This window comes from Anaeromyxobacter dehalogenans 2CP-1, from assembly GCF_000022145.1.
GTDB classification, from domain to species: domain Bacteria; phylum Myxococcota; class Myxococcia; order Myxococcales; family Anaeromyxobacteraceae; genus Anaeromyxobacter; species Anaeromyxobacter dehalogenans.
In genome coordinates, this window is the sequence record NC_011891.1 from 2,034,384 (window position 1) to 2,053,785 (window position 19,402).

The following is a 19,402-nucleotide window of genomic DNA, read 5'->3' on the forward strand; positions in this document are numbered from 1 at the left end:
CCCGGCGCGCGCCGCCGGCGGGCGGCGCGGCGCCGGGCGCGCGGGGCTACCTCTTCGCCAGCGGGCAGGCCTGGGCCTCGACCGAGGGGAACGCCTCGGCGGCCGGGATGGTCTTCACGATCTGGTAGTAGTCCCAGGGCTGCTTCGAGTCCTTCGGCGCCTTCACGCGGGCGAGGTACATGTCGTGGCGCAGCAGCCCGTCGGGCCCGATGCGGGCGTTCTTCGCGAAGAAGTCGCTCACCGGCGTCTCGCGCATCTTCGCCATCACCGCGTCGGCGTCGTCGGTGCCGGCCGCCTGCACCGCCTTCAGGTAGTGCATGACCGACGAGTACACGCCGGCCTGGACCATGGTCGGCATCTTCCCGTGCTTCTGGAAGAAGCGCCGCGACCACTTGCGCGTCTCGTCGTTCAGGTCCCAGTAGAACGCGGTGGTGAGGTACATGCCCTTGGCCGCCTCGAGCCCGAGGCTGTGCACGTCGGTGATGAACACGAGCAGGCCGGCCAGGCTCTGCTTCGGCGTGATGCCGAACTCCTCGGCCTGGCGGATGGAGTTCACGGTGTCCGCGCCGGCGTTCGCGAGGCCGACGATCTTCGCGCCGGAGCCCTGCGCCTGCAGCAGGTAGCTGGAGAAGTCGGTGGTCCCGGGGGAGGGGTAGCGCGCGGCGCCGAGCACCTTGCCGCCGGCCGCCTTCACCACCTTGGTGGTGTCCTCCTCCAGCGACTTCCCGAAGATGTAGTCGGCGGTCAGGAAGAACCAGGAGTCGCCGCCCTGCTTCACCACCTCGCGGCCGGTGCCGTTCGCGAGCGCCCAGTTGTTGTAGGTGTAGTGCACGTTGTACCGGGTGCACTTCTCGCCGGTGAACGCGGTGGTGCCCGGGCCGGAGAGCAGCGTGATGCGCTTCTTCTCCGCCGCGACCGGCATCACCGCGCCGGCGGTGGACGAGGAGACCAGGTCCACGATGGCGTCCACCTGGCCCTCGTCGATCCACTTGCGCGCGATGTTGGAGGCGACGTCGGCCTTGAGCTGGTGGTCGGCGGAGACGAGCTCGACGGGCTTGCCGAGGACCTTGCCGCCGAAGTCCTCCACGGCGATCCGCGCCGCCACCACCGAGCCGGGGCCGGCCAGGTCGGCGTAGTAGCCGGTCATGTCGGTGAGGACGCCGAGCTTGACCTTGCCGTCGGAGAGCTTCTCCGCGGCGGGGGCGGGCGCCGCGCCGGCGGCGAGGCCGGCGGTGACGAGGGCGAGGGCGAACCGGTGCATGCTTCCTCCCATCCGTGTGTGCGGGCGTCAGACGCCCAGGAACCGCTGCAGCGACTCCATCCGTGACTCCAGCTCGGCGCGCGCCACCTCGCCGACCACCCGGCCGCGCTCGACGAGCAGGTGCCGATCGGCGAGCGGCGCGACGAAGCGGAAGTTCTGCTCCACCAGCACCAGCGTGAACCCGTGGTCCTTCAGGGCGCGGACGGCCCGCCCCAGCGCCTGGACGATCACCGGGGCGAGCCCCTCGGTGATCTCGTCGAGCAGCAGCAGGCGCGCGCCGGTGCGCAGGATCCGGGCGAGCGCCAGCATCTGCTGCTCGCCGCCGGAGAGGCGTGAGCCGGGGCTCCTCCGGCGCTCCCACAGGTTCGGGAACATCTCGTAGATGCGCTCGAGCGGCATGCCGCCGCTGCGCACCTCGGGGAGCAGCGTGAGGTTCTCCTCGGCGGTGAGGCGCGAGAAGATCCCGCGCTCCTCCGGGCAGTAGCCGACGCCCAGGTGCACGATCCGGTGCGTGGGCATGCGGACGGTCTCGCGCCCGTTCACCACCACCGACCCGGTGCGGCGGCCGGTGAGCCCCAGGATGGCCTTCAGCGTGGTGGTGCGGCCCGAGCCGTTCCGGCCGAGCAGCGTGACCACCTCCCCGGCGGCGACCGCGAGGTCCACGCCGTGGAGCACGTGCGACTCACCGTAGAACGCGTGCAGGCCGGAGACGCGCAGCATCTCGCCGGCCGGCGCCGGGGCGGGGAAGGGCGCCGTCACGGGGACGCCCCGATGTACGCCTCGAGCACCGCGGGGTCGCGCGAGACCTCGTCGTAGGTCCCCTCGGCGAGCACGCTCCCGCGCGCCAGCACCGTGACGCGGTCGGCGAGGTCGCGCACCACCGAGAGGTTGTGCTCGACCAGCACCACCGTGCGCCCGGCGGCCACCTGGCGGATGAGGCCGACCACGCGCCCGACGTCCTCGTGCCCCATGCCCTGGGTCGGCTCGTCGAGCAGCATCACCTCCGGCTCGAGCGCGAGCGTGGTGGCGATCTCCAGCGCGCGCTTGCGGCCGTAGGGCAGCTCGACGGTGGTGACCTGCTCCTGCCCCTCCAGCCCCACCGCCGCGAGCAGCTCGCGGGCGCGCGCGTCGAGGACCGAGAGCGAGCGCTCCGGGCGCCAGAAGTGGAAGGAGGTGCCGAGCCCGCGCTGCAGCGCCACCCGCACGTTCTCGAGCGCGGTCAGGTCCGGGAACACCGCCGAGACCTGGAACGAGCGGACCAGCCCGCGGCGCGCGATCTCGGCGGGGCGGGCGCGGGTGATGTCCTCGCCGCGGAACAGGATGCTGCCCCGGGTCGCGGGGAGGAAGCGGGTGAGCAGGTTGAAGACGGTGGTCTTGCCCGCGCCGTTCGGCCCGATGAGCGCGTGGATGCTGCCGCGCGCGACGCGCAGCGAGACGCCGTTCACCGCCACGAACCCCTGGAACGCCTTCACCAGCTCCCGCGTCTCCAGGATCGTCTCGCCGTCCATACGCCTCCGCCGCACCCGGGGAAGGCTCCATTAAGCAGGACGATACGGCCTGTCGAGGTGTGCCACCCCGTGAAGGACGCGCTCAGCGTGAACGGATCGACCCGCACGGAGCGTCATCGCGGCCCGGGAGGGATCGCGCAGCGCGTCGAGGCCGCGCGCGCCGCCGCCTCCCGACCCCGCCGCCTCCCGACCCAGAGTCGTTTCGCCCCGACCCAGAGTCGTTGGGACGGCCGAGCTTCGCCCCGACCCAGAGTCGTTGGGACCGCCGAGGCGGCTCAGGGCAGCGCGGGGGCCAGGGGCCCGCCGATGGCGTGCCCGGCCGCGGTCTCGTCGAGGATGGGGAAGAACACCGCCTCCTCGAGCTCGAAGTGCGCGAGCACCACGCCGAGCAGCCGATCGGCGTGTCGCACGAACCCGACCGCGTCCTCGGGATCGCCGGCGCGCCGGGCCAGCTCGGCCATCCAGCGGTGGATGATGTCGTGCTCGTAGCGCATGGAGGCGCTGAACGCGCGCGGCCCCTCGCAGGCGAACTTGTCCACCACCGGGTGGAGCGTCCGCTCCTCCCACTCCAGGTGGCCGCGCAGGCAGCGGTCGAGCCCGGCGACCACCTCGCGCATCGTCGCGGCGCGCGCCGCGGGCGGGCCGGAGGTGACCGCGCCCGCCTTCTCCGCCACCTCCTGCAGCCGCGCCCGGATCCCCGCGCGCGTGGCGCGCAGGGCGTCGGTGGCGCGGGCCATCAGCCCCGCGCCTCGGCGGTCGCGCGCCCGGCGAAGCGCGGCATGAGCACGTGGTTCTCGAGGTGGACGTGGCGGAGCACGTCGGTCTCGAGCGTCTCCAGCTCGCTCATGAGCACGCGGTAGCTGCGGCAGCCCCACTCCGGCACGGTGAAGCCCTCGGAGAGCGCGCGGATCCGCTCGAGCAGCGCGCCGACCTGGAGGTGGTCGCTCATCATTCCCTCGAGCTCCTTGCGGAGGATCTCGCGGTCCGGGGCCGGCGAGAGGAGCGCGGGGAACAGCACCGCCTCCTCGTGGTCGAGGTGCGGCTCGAGCGCGGCGGCCAGCTCGAGGAACGCGTCGCGCACGCCGAGCAGGCGAGGGTTGTGGTCCCCGTGGACGCTCGCGACCTTGTGCGCGAGCGGCTCGAGGAACGGCAGGGTCCGACGCAGGTAGGCGTGGTGGCGGTCCACGATGCGGGCGACGAGCGCGAAGGTGGAGAGCGCGCGGGGATCCTCGTCGCCGTTCGCCTGGGGGAGCGACGCCTCGAGCTCGGCGAAGACCGTGTCCGGGTCGAGCGCGCGCGGGCGGCAGGCCTCGGCGACGCTGACATCGCCGTGGCAGCAGAAGTCGATGCGGTGCTTCTGGAAGATGCGGGCGGTGACGGCGTGGGCGGTGACGATCTCGGCGACGGTGGCGTTGCGGTCGATGGCGGGCATGTTCGTTCGTTTCTCCTCGGGGGAGCCCAGAGCACGGGCCGTGCCGGATGCCGATCCCCCGGTTTCCGGGCCGGAATGCGCCGATGCGCGCCGCGGCGGGCCCGGTTAAGCTCCAGCCTGGAACACCATGGAACGCCTTCCGGTCATGAGCGATGCGTGCGCGGTCTGCGGCCTGGGGACCGTGGTCGAGCGCGTCCGGCGCACCACGCACGTGGTGGCGGAGAGCCCGGCCATGCAGGCGGTGCTGGTGCGGGCGCGCGACTTCGCGGACGCCGATGCCCCGGTCGTCATCCTGGGGGAGAGCGGGACGGGCAAGGAGGTGGTCGCCCGCGCGCTCCACGCGAGCGGCCCGCGGGGCGCCCGCCCGTTCGTGGCGGTGAACGTGGCGGCGTTGCCTGGGGACCTGCTCGAGTCCGAGCTGTTCGGCCACGTGAAGGGCGCGTTCACCGGCGCGACCGCCGAGAAGCAGGGGCTGCTCGAGGCGGCGCACGGGGGCACGCTCTTCCTCGACGAGATCGGCGAGATGCCGCTGCCGCTCCAGGCGAAGCTGCTGCGGGCGCTCGAGGACGGCGAGGTGCGCCGGGTGGGCGACACGCGCGCGTTCGGCGTGGACGTCCGCTTCGTCTGCGCCACGCACCAGGACCTGGCGCGCCTGGTGACGGAGGGGCGCTTCCGCGAGGACCTCTACTACCGCCTGAAGGTGCTGGTGCTGCGCCTCCCGCCGCTCCGCGACCGCCCCGAGGACGTGCTGCCGCTGGCGCGCCGCTTCCTCGCCGAGGAGAAGCGCCCGGGCCCGGGGTTCTCGCCCGAGGCCGAGCGGCGGCTCCTCGCCTACCGCTGGCCGGGGAACGTGCGCGAGCTCGGCAACGTGGTCCGCTACGCGGCGGCGGTGGCGCGCGGGGCCGAGATCCGCCCCGAGCACCTGCCGGAGGAGCTGACCGCGCCGGCCGGGCCCGCGGCGCGCGGCGGCACGGCGGGCGAGCCGGCGGCGATGGCCACGCTCGCCGAGGTGGAGCGGGCGCACGTGCTCGCGGTGCTGGAGCGCTGCGGTGGCTCGCAGGCGGAGGCCGCGCGGGTGCTGGGCATCGGCCGGAACACGCTCTGGCGGAAGCTGAAGGCGTACGACGGGCCGGCCTGATCCGGCGCATCCCGACCCTTCGACTCCGGGCGCTCATCCCGACCCTTCGACTCCGAGCCGCTCATCCCGAGCGTAGGCCGTGCCCCCTCGACTCCGGGCCGCGTCGCGGCCCTACGCTCGGGGTGAGCGGACGTGACGGGGCACGGCCGGAGTCGAGGGACGCTCGGGGTGAGCGGACGTGACGGGGCACGGCCGGAGTCGAGGGACGGGCTCTAGAGCACGATCCGCCGCATATCCCCGAGGAGCTGGGCCAGGTACGTCGTGATCCGCGCCGCCAGCGCGCCGTCGATGACGCGGTGGTCGTAGGAGAGCGACAGCGGCAGCATCAGCCGGGGCTGGAACTGCGTGCCGTCCCACACCGGGCGCATGGCGCTCCGCGATACGCCCAGGATGGCGACCTCCGGCGCGTTGATGATGGGCGTGAAGGCGGTGCCGCCGATGCCGCCCAGGCTGGAGATGGAGAAGCAGCCGCCCTGCACGTCGGCGGGGGAGAGCTTCCCGTCGCGGGCCTTCGCGGCGAGCTCGCCCAGCTCCTTCGCGAGCTGCAGGACGCCCTTCTGATCGGCGTCCTTCAGCACCGGGACCACCAGCCCCTGCGGCGTGTCGGCCGCGAAGCCGACGTGGAAGTAGCGCTTCAGCACCAGCTCGTCGCCGTCGAGCGAGGCGTTCAGCTCGGGGAACCGCCTCATGGCGGCGACGCAGGCCTTCACCAGGAACGCGAGCAGCGTCACCTTGACGCCCTGCTTCTCGTGCTCGCGGTTCAGCTCGACGCGGAAGCGCTCCAGCTCGGTGATGTCCGCCTCGTCGAACTGGGTGACGTGCGGGATCATCACCCAGTTCCGCGCCAGGTTGGTCCGCGACAGCTTGCGGATGCGCGAGAGCGGCTGGCGCTCGACCGGGCCGAAGCGGGTGAAGTCCACCTTGGGCCAGGGCGCGAGGTCGAGCGCGCCGCCCCCGCCGCCGCCGGACTCGAGCCGGGCGAGCGAGGCCTTCACGAACTTCTGCACGTCGTCCTGCAGGATGCGGCCGCGCGGGCCGCTCCCCTCGACGCGGCCGAGGTTCACGCCCAGCTCGCGGGCGAGCTTGCGGACCGAGGGCGAGGCGTGCGGCACCTGGCCCTGGGCACCGGTCTCCGGCGCGACCGGCGGCGCAGCGGGGGAGGGCGCCGGCGGCGGCGCGGCGGCCTTCGCCGCGGGGGCCGCGGCGGGCTGGGACGGGGCCGGCGCGGCGGCGGTCGTCGCGGCGGCGGGCGCGACCGCGTCGAGGATCGCCACCAGCGATCCCTCGCTCACCTTGTCCCCGGCCTTCAGCGCCACCTCGCGGATCGTGCCGGCCGCGGGCGCGGGCACGTCGAGCGTGGCCTTCTCCGACTCGAGCGTGGCGAGCGGCGCGTCGGCCTCGACCCGATCGCCCGGCTTCACCAGCACCTCGATGACCGGGACGTCCTTGAAGTCGCCGATGTTCGGGACCTTCACCTCCACCGTGCGCGGCGCGCCCGCCGGCGAGGCCGCGGCCGGAGGCGCGGAGGGCGCAGCCGGGGCAGGGGAGGGCGCCGGCGCGGGCGCCGCGGCGGCGGGCTTCGGGGGCGCGGCCTGCGCGGGCGCCGCGGGCGCCTCCGCCTTCGCCTGCCCGTCCGACGCCTCCAGGGTCACGACCAGCGATCCCTCGCTGACGCGGTCGCCGACCTTCACCTTCACCTCGCGGATGGTGCCGGCCGCGGGGGCGGGCACGTCGAGCGTGGCCTTGTCCGACTCGAGCGTGACCAGCGGCGCGTCGGCGTCCACCTGCTCGCCGGGCTTCACCAGCACGTCGATGACCGGGACGTCCTTGTAGTCGCCGATGTTCGGGACCTTGACCTCGATGGTGCGCATGTCCTCGTTCTCGCGGTCTAGACGGTCCAGGGGGCGGGCTTCGCGGGGTCGATGCCGTACTTCTTCAGCGCCTCGGCGACCTTCGCGGCGGGCACGGTGCCCTCGTCGGCGAGCGCCTTCAGCGCGGCGATCGCCACGTGGTGCCGGTCCACCTCGAAGAAGCCGCGCAGCTTCTCGCGCGTGTCGGAGCGGCCGAAGCCGTCGGTGCCGAGCACGTGGTAGGCGCGCGGCACCCACGGGCGGATCTGCTCGGCGAAGGTGCGGACGTAGTCGGTCGCGGCGACGACCGGCCCCTGCGTGCCGCCGAGGCAGGTCTCCACGTGCGAGCGGCGGGGCGCGTCCTCGGGGTGGAGCCGGTTGTGGCGCGACACCGCCATGCCGTCGCGCGCCAGCTCGGTGAAGCTCGGGCAGCTCCACACGTCCGCGTCCACGCCCCACTGGCTCTTCAGCAGGTCGGCCGCGGCGATCACCTCGCGGAGGATGGCCCCGGAGCCGAGGAGCTGCACCCGCGGCGCCTTGCCCTTCGCCTTCGCGCCCTGCTTGAACAGGTACATGCCCTTCACGATGTCCTGCTCCGCGCCCTCCGGCATGCCCGGGTGCGCGTAGTTCTCGTTGAGGACGGTGACGTACCAGTACGCGTCCTCCTGCTCCGCCAGCATGCGGCGCAGGCCGTCGTGCACGATCACCGCCACCTCGTACGAGAACGTCGGATCGTAGGAGCGGCAGTTCGGGATCACCGACGAGAGCACGTGCGAGTGCCCGTCCTCGTGCTGGAGCCCCTCGCCGTTCAGCGTGGTGCGCCCGGAGGTGCCGCCGACGAGGAAGCCGCGGCAGCGCATGTCGCCGGCCGCCCAGGCGAAGTCGCCGACGCGCTGGAAGCCGAACATCGAATAGAACAGGTAGAACGGGATCATCGGCTCGCCGTGCGTGGCGTACGCGGACGCGGCGGCGATCCAGTCGCACATCGCGCCGGCCTCGGTGATGCCCTCCTGCAGCACCTGCCCCTGCTTGTCCTCGCGGTAGTAGGCGAGCTTGTCCGCGTCCTCGGGCGTGTAGAGCTGGCCGACGTGGCTCCAGATCCCGAGCTGCCGGTACATGCCCTCCATGCCGAACGTGCGCCCCTCGTCCGGCACGATGGGCACCACGCGCTTCCCGATGGCCTTGTCGCGCGCGAGGAGCGTCATGATCTGCACGAGCGCCATGGTGGTGGACAGCTCGCGGTCCTCGCTGCTCTTCAGGAGCCGGTCGAACGCGGAGAGCGGCGGTACCTCCAGCGGCTTCGCCTTGGCGCGGCGCCGCGGCCGGTCGCCGCCGAGGTCCTGCCGGCGCGCCTTCAGGTACTCGAGCTCCTTCGAGCCCTCCGGCAGCTTCAGGAACGGCACCTTCTCGAGCTGGTCGTCCGGCACCGGCAGGTCGAAGCGGTCGCGGAAGCGCCGGATGGCGTCCACCGCGATCTTCTTCTGCTGGTGCGCGATGTTCATGGCCTCGCCGGCCTCGCCCATGCCGTAGCCCTTGATGGTCTTCGCGAGGATCACGGTGGGCTGGCCGGTGTGCTTCACCGCCGCGTCGTAGGCCGCGTAGACCTTGAACGGATCGTGCCCGCCGCGGTTCAGCCGCCAGACGTCCTCGTCGGACAGCTCGGAGACCATGGCCTTCAGCTCGGGCGAGTTGAAGAAGTGCTCGCGGACGAACGCGCCGTTGCGCGACTTGTAGAGCTGGTACTCGCCGTCCACCACCTCCATCATCCGGCGGCGCAGGATCCCCTCCGAGTCCTTCGCGAACAGCGGATCCCAGTGGCGGCCCCAGATCACCTTGATGACGTTCCAGCCGGCGCCGCGGAACGTGCCCTCCAGCTCCTGGATGATCTTGCCGTTGCCGCGGACCGGCCCGTCGAGCCGCTGCAGGTTGCAGTTCACCACGAAGATGAGGTTGTCGAGCTTCTCGCGGCCGGCGCGGTCGATGGCGCCCATGGCCTCCGGCTCGTCCATCTCGCCGTCGCCGCAGAACGCCCAGACCTTGCGGTCGGCGGTGTCGGCGATGCCGCGGTCGTGCAGGTACCGCATGAAGCGGGCCTGGTAGATGGCCATGTGCGGCCCGAGGCCCATCGACACGGTGGGGAACTGCCAGAAGTCCGGCATGAGCCAGGGGTGCGGGTACGAGGACAGGCCCTTGCCGTCCACCTCCTGGCGGAAGTTCTGGAGCTGCTCCTCGCTGAGCAGGCCGAGCAGGAACGCGCGCGCGTAGATGCCGGGCGCGGAGTGGCCCTGGATGTAGACGAGGTCGCCGCCGCGGTCCGGGGTCCAGGCCCGCCAGAAGTGGTTGTAGCCGACGTCGTAGAGCGTCGCGGCCGAGGCGAAGCTGGCGATGTGGCCGCCGACGTTGGTGTGCTTGTTCGCCCGCACCACCATCGCCATCGCGTTCCAGCGGAGGTAGTGGCGGATGGTCTGCTCGATGGCGAAGTCGCCCGGGTAGCGCGGCTGCTTCTCCACCGGGATGGTGTTCACGTAGGCGGTGTTGGCCGAGAACGGCAGGTACGCGCCGGAGCGGCGGGCGCGGTCGATGAGCTGCTCGATGAGGAAGTGCGCGCGGTCCGTGCCCTCGCGCTGGAGCACGCCCTCGAGGGCGTCCAGCCACTCGCGCGTCTCCTGCGGATCGAGGTCGGGGAGCTTGTCCATGTCGGTCCCTGGGCGTTGGTTGCGCGCTACTCCTACTGGGGAGGGGTCCCGGATTCAAACGAACCCTTGGACCCCGAGAGGACGGTGCGCACCGGCGCGCAACCGTGCCGCACCGCGCCACGCACGCGACACCAAACGTCGTTGTGACCCCCGCTCGAACATCGGACACTGGAACGCGGGGGCGCGCGCAGGGGAGCGCGGCGCGAGGAGGGGGGCCATGCGGACGCGTCCGATCGGACTTGCGGCTGGAGTGGTGCTCGCCTTCCTGGCCGGGCACGGGTGCAGCAGCGGCGGCGGGGACGGGCCCGCGCCGGCGGTGTGCGAGGGAGCGCCGGATCCAGGGACGGCCGGGCCAGGGGACGTGGAGGGCTGGTTCCCGCTCGCGCCGGGCTGGAGCTGGAGCTACCGGATCGCCGGGCAGCCCGTCACGCGCCCCGCGGACCTGCGCATCGAGGTCGGGGGCGCGCGGAGCTACCGCGGGTTCGCCGCCACCGAGCTGCGCGAGCTGGATCCGACCACCGGCGCCGACCTCGCGGGCGGGACGGCGCTCGTCGCCTCCGCGCAGGCCGGCCTGGTCGAGCTCGGTGACGGGACCGCGACGGACCCGACGCCGTCCACCTACGACCTCCGCTACCCCGTCACCATGGGTGGAGCCTGGTCCGAGCGCTGCACCGGTCTCGATTACGGCGAGGACCTGGACGAGGACGGGAAGCACGAGACGCTCGACCTCGCGCTCGCGGGGCAGGTGCTCGGCCTCGAGGACGTGACCGTGCCCGCGGGGACGTTCGCGGGCGCCGCGCACGTCCGGCTCACGCTGACGCTCACGCTCTACCCGACGCGCGCCGGGCTCCAGCCGGTCACGGCCACCGCCTGGCAGGAGACCTGGTACGCCCGCGGCGTCGGCATCGTGCGCCGGAGCGACGGCGGCGAGCTCTCGCCCACCACCGCGTACGAGCTGGTGGGCTGGTCCGGCCCGGCCGGCGGCGGCGGGCTCGCCGAGCTGACCCGGCTCGTGGTCCCGCCGCCCAGCTCGGATCCGTACGTGAGCCCGTGGCGCGTGGTCCCGGCCCGCGGCGGCTCCTCCCGCGCGATGGTGCTGGACCTCGCCTGGCGCGACGGCCCGGTGCGGCTGGTGGGCCGCTTCGTGGACGGCGGCGCCGCCGGCGCGCCGGTCGAGGTGGTGCCGCAGTGGCCGGCCACCAGCGCGCTCCTCCCGTGGCACATGGCCACGCAGGTCGCGCCGGGGCCGGACCGGCACCTGGTCGCGTTCGCGGCGGAGCCGGCGCAGGCGCCGGGCACGGCGGAGATCCGGGCGGCACGGGTGACGGCGGACGGGGTCGCGCTGGACGGGCCCTCCGGGTTCCTGGTGGCGCAGTGCGCGAGCTGGACGGCGTACGCGGTCGCGGCCTCGCGCGCGGGCGACGGATACCTCGTGACCTGGGGCTGCAGCGCGCCGGCGGGCGGCGTGTACGCGGCCACGGTCGGCGCGGACGGCACCGTGGGCGCGCCGACGTTCCTCGGCGAGGGGCCGGTCCAGTTCCTCCAGGCCGCCGGACGCGGGGCCGAGCACCTCGTGGTCTGGGGCCGTGGGTCGTCGGCCGACACGGAGGTGGTGGGCGTGCGGGTGAGCGCCGCGGGCACCTCGCTCGACGCGGCGCCGGTCCGGCTGGTCGCGGATCAGGACTTCAAGGTCCCGGGCGACCTCGCCTGCGGCGACGCCGCGTGCCTGCTCACCTGGCGGCGGGCGGCGATGCCGTACGGCTCCTACGAGCTCGCCGCGGTGCGCCTCGCGCCGGGGGCGCTGGCGGAGCGCGCCGCGGTCCGGCTGGCCGGCCCGATCGACTCCGAGACCGAGCCGCTCGCCGTGCCGGTCGGCGACCAGTTCGCGATCACCTGGGGCGACCCGCAGATCTACCCGCTGCCGTGGGGCCAGCCGGGGCCGGCGGTCCGGGTGGCGTGGGCCGGAGCCGACCTGAGCCTCTCGCCGCCGGACGGGATCCCGGTCCTCTACCACTGGGACTTCTACGACGCGCTCGGCAACGCGGCGCTCCTCTCGGCCGGCGCCGCCGACGCGTGGGTGGCGTACGAGTGGATCCCGGCCTACCCCGAGCTGGACGCGGTGCACTGGATCCGCTGAGCGGTCACCAGCGCCGCGCCCAGGCCGGCGCAGGGCGAGGGTCGGGGCGAAGGGCGGAGAGGTCGTGCGCGCCGCGGAGGGCGAGCCCCGCGGCGCGCCCGTCGCGCAGCTCGAGCCGCGCGTCGTGCGTGGCGACGAGCAGCCGCCCGCGCGCGTCCCAGTCGGCCCAGGCCGCCTCCGGCAGGGCGACCGTGCGCCGCCCCAGCTCGACCGAGTAGGCTGGGCTGCGCCCCTCGATGCGCGGCGCGCGCGTGTCGAGCCCCCGGTCCTCGAGCGCCAGCCGCGCGGCGCGCGCGTGTCGAGCCCCCGGTCCTCGAGCGCCAGCCGCGCGCCGCCGCCGGGGCGCGGCTTCACCAGCCTGGCGCGCCGCCGCTCGTCCCAGGGATCGCCGCGCGGATCCCGCGGCTCGCCCCGCGGGTCCTCCTCCCATCCGCGCCGGCGCTCGGCTGCGTATTGCACGACGGGCGTCGGCACGAGCCCGCCGCGCGCGCGGAGCGGCGACGCGTCGCCCGCGTCCGCCGGCGCGACCGCGCCGACCTCGCCCGCTGCCGCGAAGTGGTGCCCGCGGCTCCAGGTCCCGCCCTCGCGCCACGCGGCGAGCGCGAACAGCCAGGGCGCCTTCGACACGAGGAGGTACGCGGTCCACGGGTGCTCGCCGAGGAACTCCGGCGACGACGCCGACGCGGCGAACGCGGAGAGCAGGGCGCCGTCCGGCGAGAGATCGCAGCGGCGCGGGTAGAGCGTCCCGCGGAACCACGCGCCCGGCTCGAGCGCGTCCTGCTCCAGGTGCCAGCGCACGAGGTGCCACCAGCCGCCGGGCCCGCGGCGGAAGACGAGCGCCACCGGGGCCGCGGTGGCGACCTGCGCGTAGAGGCGCGGAGGTGGGTGCGTCTGCATCACTTATCGTGTATCACGTGCGGCGCCCGCGCGCAGCGGGCCGGGCCGGGCGGGGAGCGGCGCCACGATCCGGCGCGTTTGCGGTGTGTGAATGTGGCCGGCGCACGCGTCCCGCGGTCCGTGGAGTGGTGGCGAGCACGGACGCAGCGTAGCGTCGGTCCTCGCACGCACGGGAGGGGTCGCATGGCGCTCCACGGCATCGCGGTGTGCAGCCTCGACGACGGTCGTGTCCTCCGGCTCCCGCCGGACGCCTGGTGCGTCCCGCTGCCGCCGCCGCTTCGCGGGCGCGCGCTCCGCATCGAGGCGGTGGAGCGCGGCTTCGAGGACCTCGCCTGCGTGACCTACGCGGACGCCGGCGGGCTGGCCGGCTACGTCATGAGCGAGGCGCGCCTCGGCTCGCGCGGCGCCGGCGAGGACGTGATCGTGCGCAGCGCCGCCGCGTTCGGCGAGCAGCGCTGGATGGTGGTGCGCATCGGCGGGGCCGTGGACGGCGTCCGGCTGGTCGGGTAGGGCGCCCCGCGCTACACGCCCTCGAACCGGATCGGCATCACCACCCAGATCGCCACCGGCCGCCCCCCGGCGTCCGCGCCGGCGCGCCACGGGCAGGCCCGCACCGCGGCCTCGATCGCGTGTGCGATCCGAAGATCGGGCACGCTCGACAGCAGCTCCACCCGCCCGACCCGCCCGTCGCCGCCGATCGCCACGCGCACCGTGATCGGCCCCGAGGTGAACCCGGTCAGCTCGCGCGGCAGCCGGATGGCCCGCCCCACGCAGCCCGGGTCCGCCTCGACCGGCTTGCGGAAGCCCGCCGTCATGTACTGCGGCGCGTCCTCGATCTCCTGCGGCTGCGCGCCGGCGCTGGTCCCCGCCACGGCAGCGCCGCCGCCCCAGGCGCCGCCGCCGCCCCCGCCCACCACGCCGCCGATGACGCCGCCCTCGACCTCGCCGGGCGCGTACTCGCCCTCGTCGGCGCCCTCCGGCAGCGCCTCGACGGGCTCGTCCGGATCCGGCACCCGCATCGCCGCCTTCACCTCGCGCGGCTGCAGGAGCGCGGTCGGCGGCGGCGGCGGGAGGGTAGCGCGCGGGCGGGCCCCGGGCGCGGGCGCCCTGCGCCGCGGCGCGGGCGCCGCCGGCATCCCGGGCAGGCCGGGCGGTCCGGCGGTCTTGCGCGGTGCGGCCGCCGGCAGGTGCACCGGGACGATCATCTCGATCTCCTCGCGCTCCGGCGCGGCCACCGCCGAGGCGAGGAACACCGCGGCGCCGACGAGGCACGCCTGCACGCCCGCGCCGAAGCCGGTCCAGGCCGCCCGCCGGCCGGCGCGCGCGGCGCGGTCGTGGCGGAGCAGCGAGGCGAAGGACGGCGGCGCGACGCCCTGCACCGGCGCGAGCGGCGGCCGCGCGGCGTCGTCCGCCGTACGGTCGCGCGGCAGGGTGGTCCCGGTCCCCGGGCCGGCCAGCCGCTCGAACAGCGGGTGGTCGGGATCCGGCGGGGGAAAGGACAGGATGGAGAGCAGCGCGCTCAGATCCGCGGGCGGGGGCTCGGCCGCGCCGGGCGGCAGCGGGACGAGGTCGCCGAACAGCCGCCGGGCGCGCTCCGGATCGTGCACCTCGACCGGGCCGGGCCCTCCGTTCACCGGGGCGGGGTTCACGGTGGGTATGGTATCGCCCGGCGCCGTGCCTTCCGCCGGACGCGTCTGCGCCGCGTCCTGCGCGCCGGGTTGCCCCCTCCGCTTCGCGCTCCGCCGGTTCAGGATCGTGTCGAACATCGGCGTCCCCTCTTCACTCCTAAGCCCGTCCCGGGAGACCGGCGTTGCGGTTCGTTGTCCGGGGGGAACGGGGGAGGATCGCGGGGGACCGGGCCGCGGGGGACGACGCGCGGGGTGGCCCGGAAGCGCGGCCCCGAGAGCACCCGCCCGCCCGCGTGCGTTCGACGGTCGCGCCGGTGTACACGTCGCGCCCGCATGCGCTCCCGCCACGCACTTTCCGTGATGGTCGCCGCCCTCTCGGCCGCGGCCGCCGCGCTCGCCGGCTGCACCGGCGGCTCCTCCGGCGCCGAGCCGCGCCCGCTCGCCGCGGCGCTCGCGGCCGACCCGCCCGCGTTCGCGCCGGGCGCCGGCGTGACGCTCGTGCCGGCGTTCGCGCGCGGCACCGCGCGCATCGAGCCGGATGTCGGCCCGGTGACGAGCGGTGGCCGATACCAGGTGGGCCCCGCGCTCGAGGCGCGCACCTACCGGCTGATCGTCGAGGACGGCGCCGAGCGCGCCGAGGCGGTGGTCCGGGTCCCGTTCGCCTACCGCGACGCCATCCGGCCGCTGGACCCGCCAGGGAGCGCCCGCGCGCAGCACGTCGCGGTGGGCCTCGGGGACGGCCGCGTCCTGCTCGCCACCGGCTCGGCGAACATCTCGACATTCAGCTGGACCGCGGAGCTCTACGACGCGACCACCGGCACCTCGGCGGCCACCGGCGAGCTGCGCCTGGGCCTCGCGGCCGCTGCCGCGCTGCGCCTCGCCGACGGACGCGTGCTGGTGGCGGGCGGGCAGAGCAACTTCCGCGATCGGGAAGACCTCGCGGCGGTCTGGGATCCGGCGGACGGGCGCTGGACCGAGCCGGGCGCGCTCGCCCAGGCGCGCGCGGGTCACGCGCTCGCGCTGCTCGACGACGGCCGCGTGCTCGTGACCGGCGGCGCGTGGCTGGGCAGGGCGCCGGGCTCGGTCGTCACCGAGGAGCTGCTCGACCCGGACGCGGCCGCGAGCCGGGCGCCGGCGGGCTCGGCCATGATCCATCCACGCGCGTTCCACACCGCCACGGTCCTGCGCGACGGCCGGGTGCTGGTGGCGGGCGGGCTGAACAGCTTCTCCGGCGGCGACGCGGTCGAGGCCGAGCTGTTCGACCCGGTCACCGAGTCGTTCGCGCTCACCGGCTCGCTCGCGCACCCCCGCGGCAGCCACGCGGCGGTGCGGCTCGGCGACGGCCGCGTGCTGGTGGTGGGCGGGCTCGACGCGGGGTGGACGTACGTGGCCGAGGCCGAGCTGTGGGACCCGGACACCGGCGCCTTCACGCCGGCCGGGGCGCTCGCGACGCCGCGGGCGGACCACTCCGCCACGCTGCTCGCCGACGGCCGGGTGCTGGTGGCGGGCGGTACCGACGTGGACGGCAAGCGGCTCGACACGGTGGAGCTGTGGGACCCGGCGACCCGGGCGTTCACCCCGGGGCCGGTCCGACTCGGCGCCCGGCGCGCGCTCCACAGCGCCACGGCGCTCCCCGACGGACGAGTCCTGGTGGTCGGCGGCGAGGACGGCGCGGACGCGCTCCGGCAGGCGGAGGTGTACGAGTAGGCGGGCAGGCCGGACCGTGCGTCCGTCCGTTCCGCTCCCGGCCGGGCCCCCTCGGGACGCCATGTCCGGGCATCTGGTAGAACCCGGGGCGGACCCGGGACCCCCTCGTGACGCCGCCCAAGCCCGCCCAGACCGCCGAGCCGGTGAGCCAGGACTCGCCGCGCTCCGAGCCGGCCGCCGAGCACCGCTCGGTCCAGCTCACGCGGCTGCTCGCCGAGATGGTGCACGTGAACGACGTGCCGCTCGGCGATGCCTGGTCCCCGGTGCTCCGGCCCGGCGCCACCATCGGCCGCTTCCGCCTGGTCCGCGAGCTGGGGCGCGGCGGCTTCGGCGTGGTGTACGAGGCCGAGGACGGCGACCTGGGCCGGACGGTGGCGGTGAAGGTGGTGCGCCCGGGCACGCGCATCGCCACCCGCGGCCGCGAGTGGATGCAGCGCGAGGCCGAGGCGGTGGCGCGGCTCAACCACCCGAACATCGTCACGCTGCACGACTTCGGGCAGGCGCCGGAGGGCCCGTACCTCGTGTTCGAGCTGCTGCGCGGCGACTCGCTGGCGCGGCGGCTGGAGCGCGAGAAGACGCTCGAGTTCGAGCAGGTGATCGACCTCGGCGTCGCCATCACGCGGGCGCTCGTGCACGCGCACGCGGCCGGCGTCGTCCACCGCGACCTCAAGCCCGGCAACGTCCACCTCGGCGACGACGGCGAGGTGAAGGTGCTCGACTTCGGGTTCGCGCACCTGTTCGGGCGCGGCGGCATCGGCGACGGCGGGACGCCCGCGTACATGGCGCCCGAGCAGTGGGAGGGGGAGGGCGGCGACGCGCGGGTGGACCTGTTCGCGCTCGGCATCATCCTGCACCAGTGCCTCGCCGGCGCGCTGCCGTACCGGGTGGACAAGGACTGGAGCGAGGCGCAGGAGCCCGGGCCGACGCCGGCCCTGCCGCGCCGGGCCGCCCCGCGGGCGCTCCGGGCGCTGGTGCGGCGGCTGCTCGACCGCGACGCCGCGAGGCGCCCCGCCAGCGCGCGCGAGGCCCGCGACGCGCTGCTCGCCATCCAGCAGGCGCACGCCGGCCGGACCCGCCGCCGCACCCTGGTCGCGACCTCCAGCGTGGCGCTCACCGCCATCGCGCTCTCCGCCTGGCTCGCGCTCGACCGCGAGCCGCCGCCCGGCGAGCAGCTGAAGGCGGTGCTCGGCGCCATGGAGAACCGCGCCGGCGATCCCACGCTCGACGCGGTCCCCGGCCTGCTCGCCGCCGCGCTCGAGCCCTCGAAGCGCGTGCGGCTGGTGGCGCCGGCGCGGCTCGCCGCGGTGTCGCGCGAGGCCGGGCTGGGGGAGCCGGGGCGGCTCGACGCCGAGCGGGCGCGCAACCTGGCCCGCATCGCCGGCGCCGGCCTGGTGCTGCTGCCGTCTGCGGAGCCGGGCGAGCACGGCCCGGTGCTGTCGGTGCGGGCGGTCGAGTCGGAGACCGGCAAGGAGCTCTTCGAGGCGACCGCCGACCTGTGGAGCGCCTCGGGCATGTCCGACGGCGTGGACCAGCTCGCCGAGCGGATCCGCCGGGAGGCCAAGGAGCGCCGCGCCGACCGCCGCGTGCGGCGCCCGGTGGCGGAGGCCGTGACCGCAAGCCCGGAGGCGGCGCGCTGGTACTACGCGGGGGTGGATTGCATGGAGAGGGCGCGAGCGTTCGCTGGCCCGTACGAGAGTTGCGTTTCGGCTCTCGACCGCGCGCTCGCGCTCGATCCCGCGTTCCCGCTCGCGCACTACAGGCTCGCGTTGGTCGGTTCGACCGCGGGTGCCAAGGACGACGTCGGGCTGCGGCACGTCGACGCGGCAATGAGGGGGGCCGGGCGATTGGGCCCACGCGAGCGGCGGCTCGTCGAAGCGCTCCAGGCGCGCATCGATGGCAGGTTTCAGGAGGCGCACCGCCTCTACGACCTGGTCCTGGCCGAAAACGGAGACGACGTCGAGGCGCTCGAAGGCGCCGGTGACCTCCTGTGGAGGCAGGGCAGATGGGCCGAGTGCGTGCCGTACTACGAGAAGCTCGTCGCGCTCATGCCCGATCGAGAGGATCCGCTGGCGACCCTGGCCGAGGCCCTGGGGCGCCTTGGGCGCTTCGACGAGCTTCGCTCGCTTCGAGCGCTCGTGTTCGGCCGTCCGGATTCGCCCGCCCGCAGCCAAGGGCTCGTGGACGTCCATCTGTGGCTCGGGGAACCCGACGTCGCCTTGGCAGAGGCTCGTCGCGCGTTCGAACTTCGGGGTACGACCGAGGCGCTTCTGCTGCAGAAGGCGGCGGTCGCAGCAGGAGAATACGCCGAAGCAGCCAAGGCGGCGCGCGCGCTCCAGGATCGCGCCAGGGGGTCGGTACAGCTCGCGCGGTTGCTCGCGGCGCAAGGTCAGCTGCGAGATGCTCTGGCCCTCAACGAAGCGGCGTACGCCGAGTATCCGGAGCCGATCGTGAACGAGCGCCACTACATTGGCGCTCACCTGTCCATGGTTGCGTGGGATCGCAAGCGGGTCTGGCCCTTTGCGGCTCGGGCGGCGGCCGTAAACCCGGAGTACGCGGCGGACCTCGCCGTTCCTCTCGCGCTCCTTGGCGACATCGATCACGCGCGGGCTCTTGGCCAGCACCTTGCGCCAGGGTCCGTCGCGGCCGAAGAACTGGCGGCGCTGCTCGCGTGGCGCGCGGGTGACGTGAACGGCGCACTGACCCGCCTCGCTGCGGCGGAGGTGCGGGACGCCTGGCCGATGGACGGCGTGCCGCCCGCCTACCTTTTCGCGGAGGTGAGCGCTAGCGCAGGGAACGATCGCGAGGTGCTCGCGGCGGTCCGGCGATTCCTCCGGCTTCCGCCCCGCGGTGCCTGGCGCTCCTTTGCGTTTCCACGTGCTCTCTATCTTGCGGCGAAGGCGGAGAAGAACATCGGGGACGACGCCGCGGCCCTGGAACGCGTGGACCGCCTCCTCCGGATCGTCGGCGAGGCCGATCGCGATGTCCCGTTGGCGAGGGACGCGCGAGCGCTCCGCTCATCGCTCGCCGCGCCTCAGGGGATTCGTGTCCGTCAGTGAAGTACTATCTCGTTCCGTCTCACGAACCCCGACCGGAGAACGCATGCCGAATGATCCGAGCCCCATGGCCACGACATTGTCGAAGGATGAGC

13 protein-coding genes are annotated in these 19,402 nt (G+C 74.7%); 5 read left to right on the plus strand and 8 right to left on the minus strand.

The window, feature by feature from the left end; all coding sequences use genetic code 11:
• Positions 1-46: 46 nt before the first annotated feature.
• From A2CP1_RS09130 to ric, 5 genes are all read right to left on the minus strand, one after another.
• Positions 47-1,261: an ABC transporter substrate-binding protein gene (locus A2CP1_RS09130; RefSeq protein WP_012633084.1), complete on the minus strand. Its 1,215-nt coding sequence runs from the start codon at positions 1,259-1,261 to the stop codon at positions 47-49.
• Between the two features lie 27 nt (positions 1,262-1,288).
• Positions 1,289-2,020 carry an ABC transporter ATP-binding protein gene (locus tag A2CP1_RS09135; protein WP_012633085.1) on the minus strand — a complete coding sequence of 244 codons (732 nt, stop codon included), beginning with the start codon at positions 2,018-2,020 and terminating at the stop codon, positions 1,289-1,291.
• Positions 2,017-2,769: an ABC transporter ATP-binding protein gene (locus tag A2CP1_RS09140; RefSeq protein WP_012633086.1), complete on the minus strand. Its 753-nt coding sequence runs from the start codon at positions 2,767-2,769 to the stop codon at positions 2,017-2,019. The genes A2CP1_RS09135 and A2CP1_RS09140 overlap by 4 nt, the downstream gene beginning before the upstream one ends.
• Positions 2,770-3,044: 275 nt before the next feature.
• Positions 3,045-3,506 (minus strand): hemerythrin domain-containing protein, encoded by a 462-nt coding sequence (locus tag A2CP1_RS09145; protein WP_012633087.1) that lies wholly within the window; start codon positions 3,504-3,506, stop codon positions 3,045-3,047.
• A complete protein-coding gene (ric, locus tag A2CP1_RS09150) occupies positions 3,506-4,201 on the minus strand; it encodes an iron-sulfur cluster repair di-iron protein (protein WP_012633088.1) in 696 nt (231 codons plus the stop codon). Before ric ends, A2CP1_RS09145 begins: the two co-directional genes overlap by 1 nt.
• A gap of 127 nt (positions 4,202-4,328) precedes the next feature.
• Here ric and A2CP1_RS09155 point away from each other — a divergent pair, with 127 nt between their 5' ends.
• Positions 4,329-5,339 carry a sigma-54 interaction domain-containing protein gene (locus tag A2CP1_RS09155; RefSeq protein WP_012633089.1) on the plus strand — a complete coding sequence of 337 codons (1,011 nt, stop codon included), beginning with the start codon at positions 4,329-4,331 and terminating at the stop codon, positions 5,337-5,339.
• A gap of 212 nt (positions 5,340-5,551) precedes the next feature.
• Here the strand turns inward: A2CP1_RS09155 and aceF are convergent, their stop codons facing one another.
• Complete coding sequence (aceF, locus tag A2CP1_RS09160; protein WP_012633090.1) at positions 5,552-7,210, minus strand: dihydrolipoyllysine-residue acetyltransferase; 1,659 nt, start codon at positions 7,208-7,210, stop codon at positions 5,552-5,554.
• A gap of 17 nt (positions 7,211-7,227) precedes the next feature.
• Positions 7,228-9,885: a pyruvate dehydrogenase (acetyl-transferring), homodimeric type gene (aceE, locus tag A2CP1_RS09165; RefSeq protein WP_012633091.1), complete on the minus strand. Its 2,658-nt coding sequence runs from the start codon at positions 9,883-9,885 to the stop codon at positions 7,228-7,230.
• Positions 9,886-10,102: 217 nt separating this feature from the next.
• Here aceE and A2CP1_RS09170 point away from each other — a divergent pair, with 217 nt between their 5' ends.
• Complete coding sequence (locus A2CP1_RS09170) at positions 10,103-12,022, plus strand: hypothetical protein (protein WP_012633092.1); 1,920 nt, start codon at positions 10,103-10,105, stop codon at positions 12,020-12,022.
• Between the two features lie 1,080 nt (positions 12,023-13,102).
• Positions 13,103-13,429, plus strand: coding sequence for a hypothetical protein (locus A2CP1_RS09180; protein WP_011421179.1), 327 nt, complete (start codon positions 13,103-13,105; stop codon positions 13,427-13,429).
• Between the two features lie 11 nt (positions 13,430-13,440).
• Here the strand turns inward: A2CP1_RS09180 and A2CP1_RS09185 are convergent, their stop codons facing one another.
• On the minus strand, positions 13,441-14,568 hold the full coding sequence (locus tag A2CP1_RS09185; RefSeq protein WP_245530023.1) for an energy transducer TonB: 1,128 nt from the start codon (positions 14,566-14,568) through the stop codon (positions 13,441-13,443).
• Between the two features lie 312 nt (positions 14,569-14,880).
• Here A2CP1_RS09185 and A2CP1_RS09190 point away from each other — a divergent pair, with 312 nt between their 5' ends.
• Positions 14,881-16,254: a kelch repeat-containing protein gene (locus A2CP1_RS09190; protein ID WP_245530024.1), complete on the plus strand. Its 1,374-nt coding sequence runs from the start codon at positions 14,881-14,883 to the stop codon at positions 16,252-16,254.
• 107 nt (positions 16,255-16,361) lie between these two features.
• Complete coding sequence (locus A2CP1_RS22800) at positions 16,362-19,310, plus strand: protein kinase domain-containing protein (protein WP_012633096.1); 2,949 nt, start codon at positions 16,362-16,364, stop codon at positions 19,308-19,310.
• Positions 19,311-19,402: the final 92 nt, after the last annotated feature.

Excerpts from the sequence above, each read along its gene's own strand:
- A2CP1_RS09140 (WP_012633086.1), bottom strand. The coding sequence starts at position 2,769 with ATGGACGGCGAGACGATCCTGGAGACGCGGGAGCTGGTGAAGGCGTTC.
- aceE (WP_012633091.1), bottom strand. The coding sequence starts at position 9,885 with ATGGACAAGCTCCCCGACCTCGATCCGCAGGAGACGCGCGAGTGGCTG.
- ric (WP_012633088.1), bottom strand. The coding sequence starts at position 4,201 with ATGCCCGCCATCGACCGCAACGCCACCGTCGCCGAGATCGTCACCGCC.
- A2CP1_RS09145 (WP_012633087.1), bottom strand. The coding sequence starts at position 3,506 with ATGGCCCGCGCCACCGACGCCCTGCGCGCCACGCGCGCGGGGATCCGG.
- A2CP1_RS09130 (WP_012633084.1), bottom strand. The coding sequence starts at position 1,261 with ATGCACCGGTTCGCCCTCGCCCTCGTCACCGCCGGCCTCGCCGCCGGC.
- A2CP1_RS09155 (WP_012633089.1), top strand. The coding sequence starts at position 4,329 with ATGGAACGCCTTCCGGTCATGAGCGATGCGTGCGCGGTCTGCGGCCTG.
- aceF (WP_012633090.1), bottom strand. The coding sequence starts at position 7,210 with ATGCGCACCATCGAGGTCAAGGTCCCGAACATCGGCGACTACAAGGAC.
- A2CP1_RS09180 (WP_011421179.1), top strand. The coding sequence starts at position 13,103 with ATGGCGCTCCACGGCATCGCGGTGTGCAGCCTCGACGACGGTCGTGTC.
- A2CP1_RS09190 (WP_245530024.1), top strand. The coding sequence starts at position 14,881 with ATGCGCTCCCGCCACGCACTTTCCGTGATGGTCGCCGCCCTCTCGGCC.
- A2CP1_RS09170 (WP_012633092.1), top strand. The coding sequence starts at position 10,103 with ATGCGGACGCGTCCGATCGGACTTGCGGCTGGAGTGGTGCTCGCCTTC.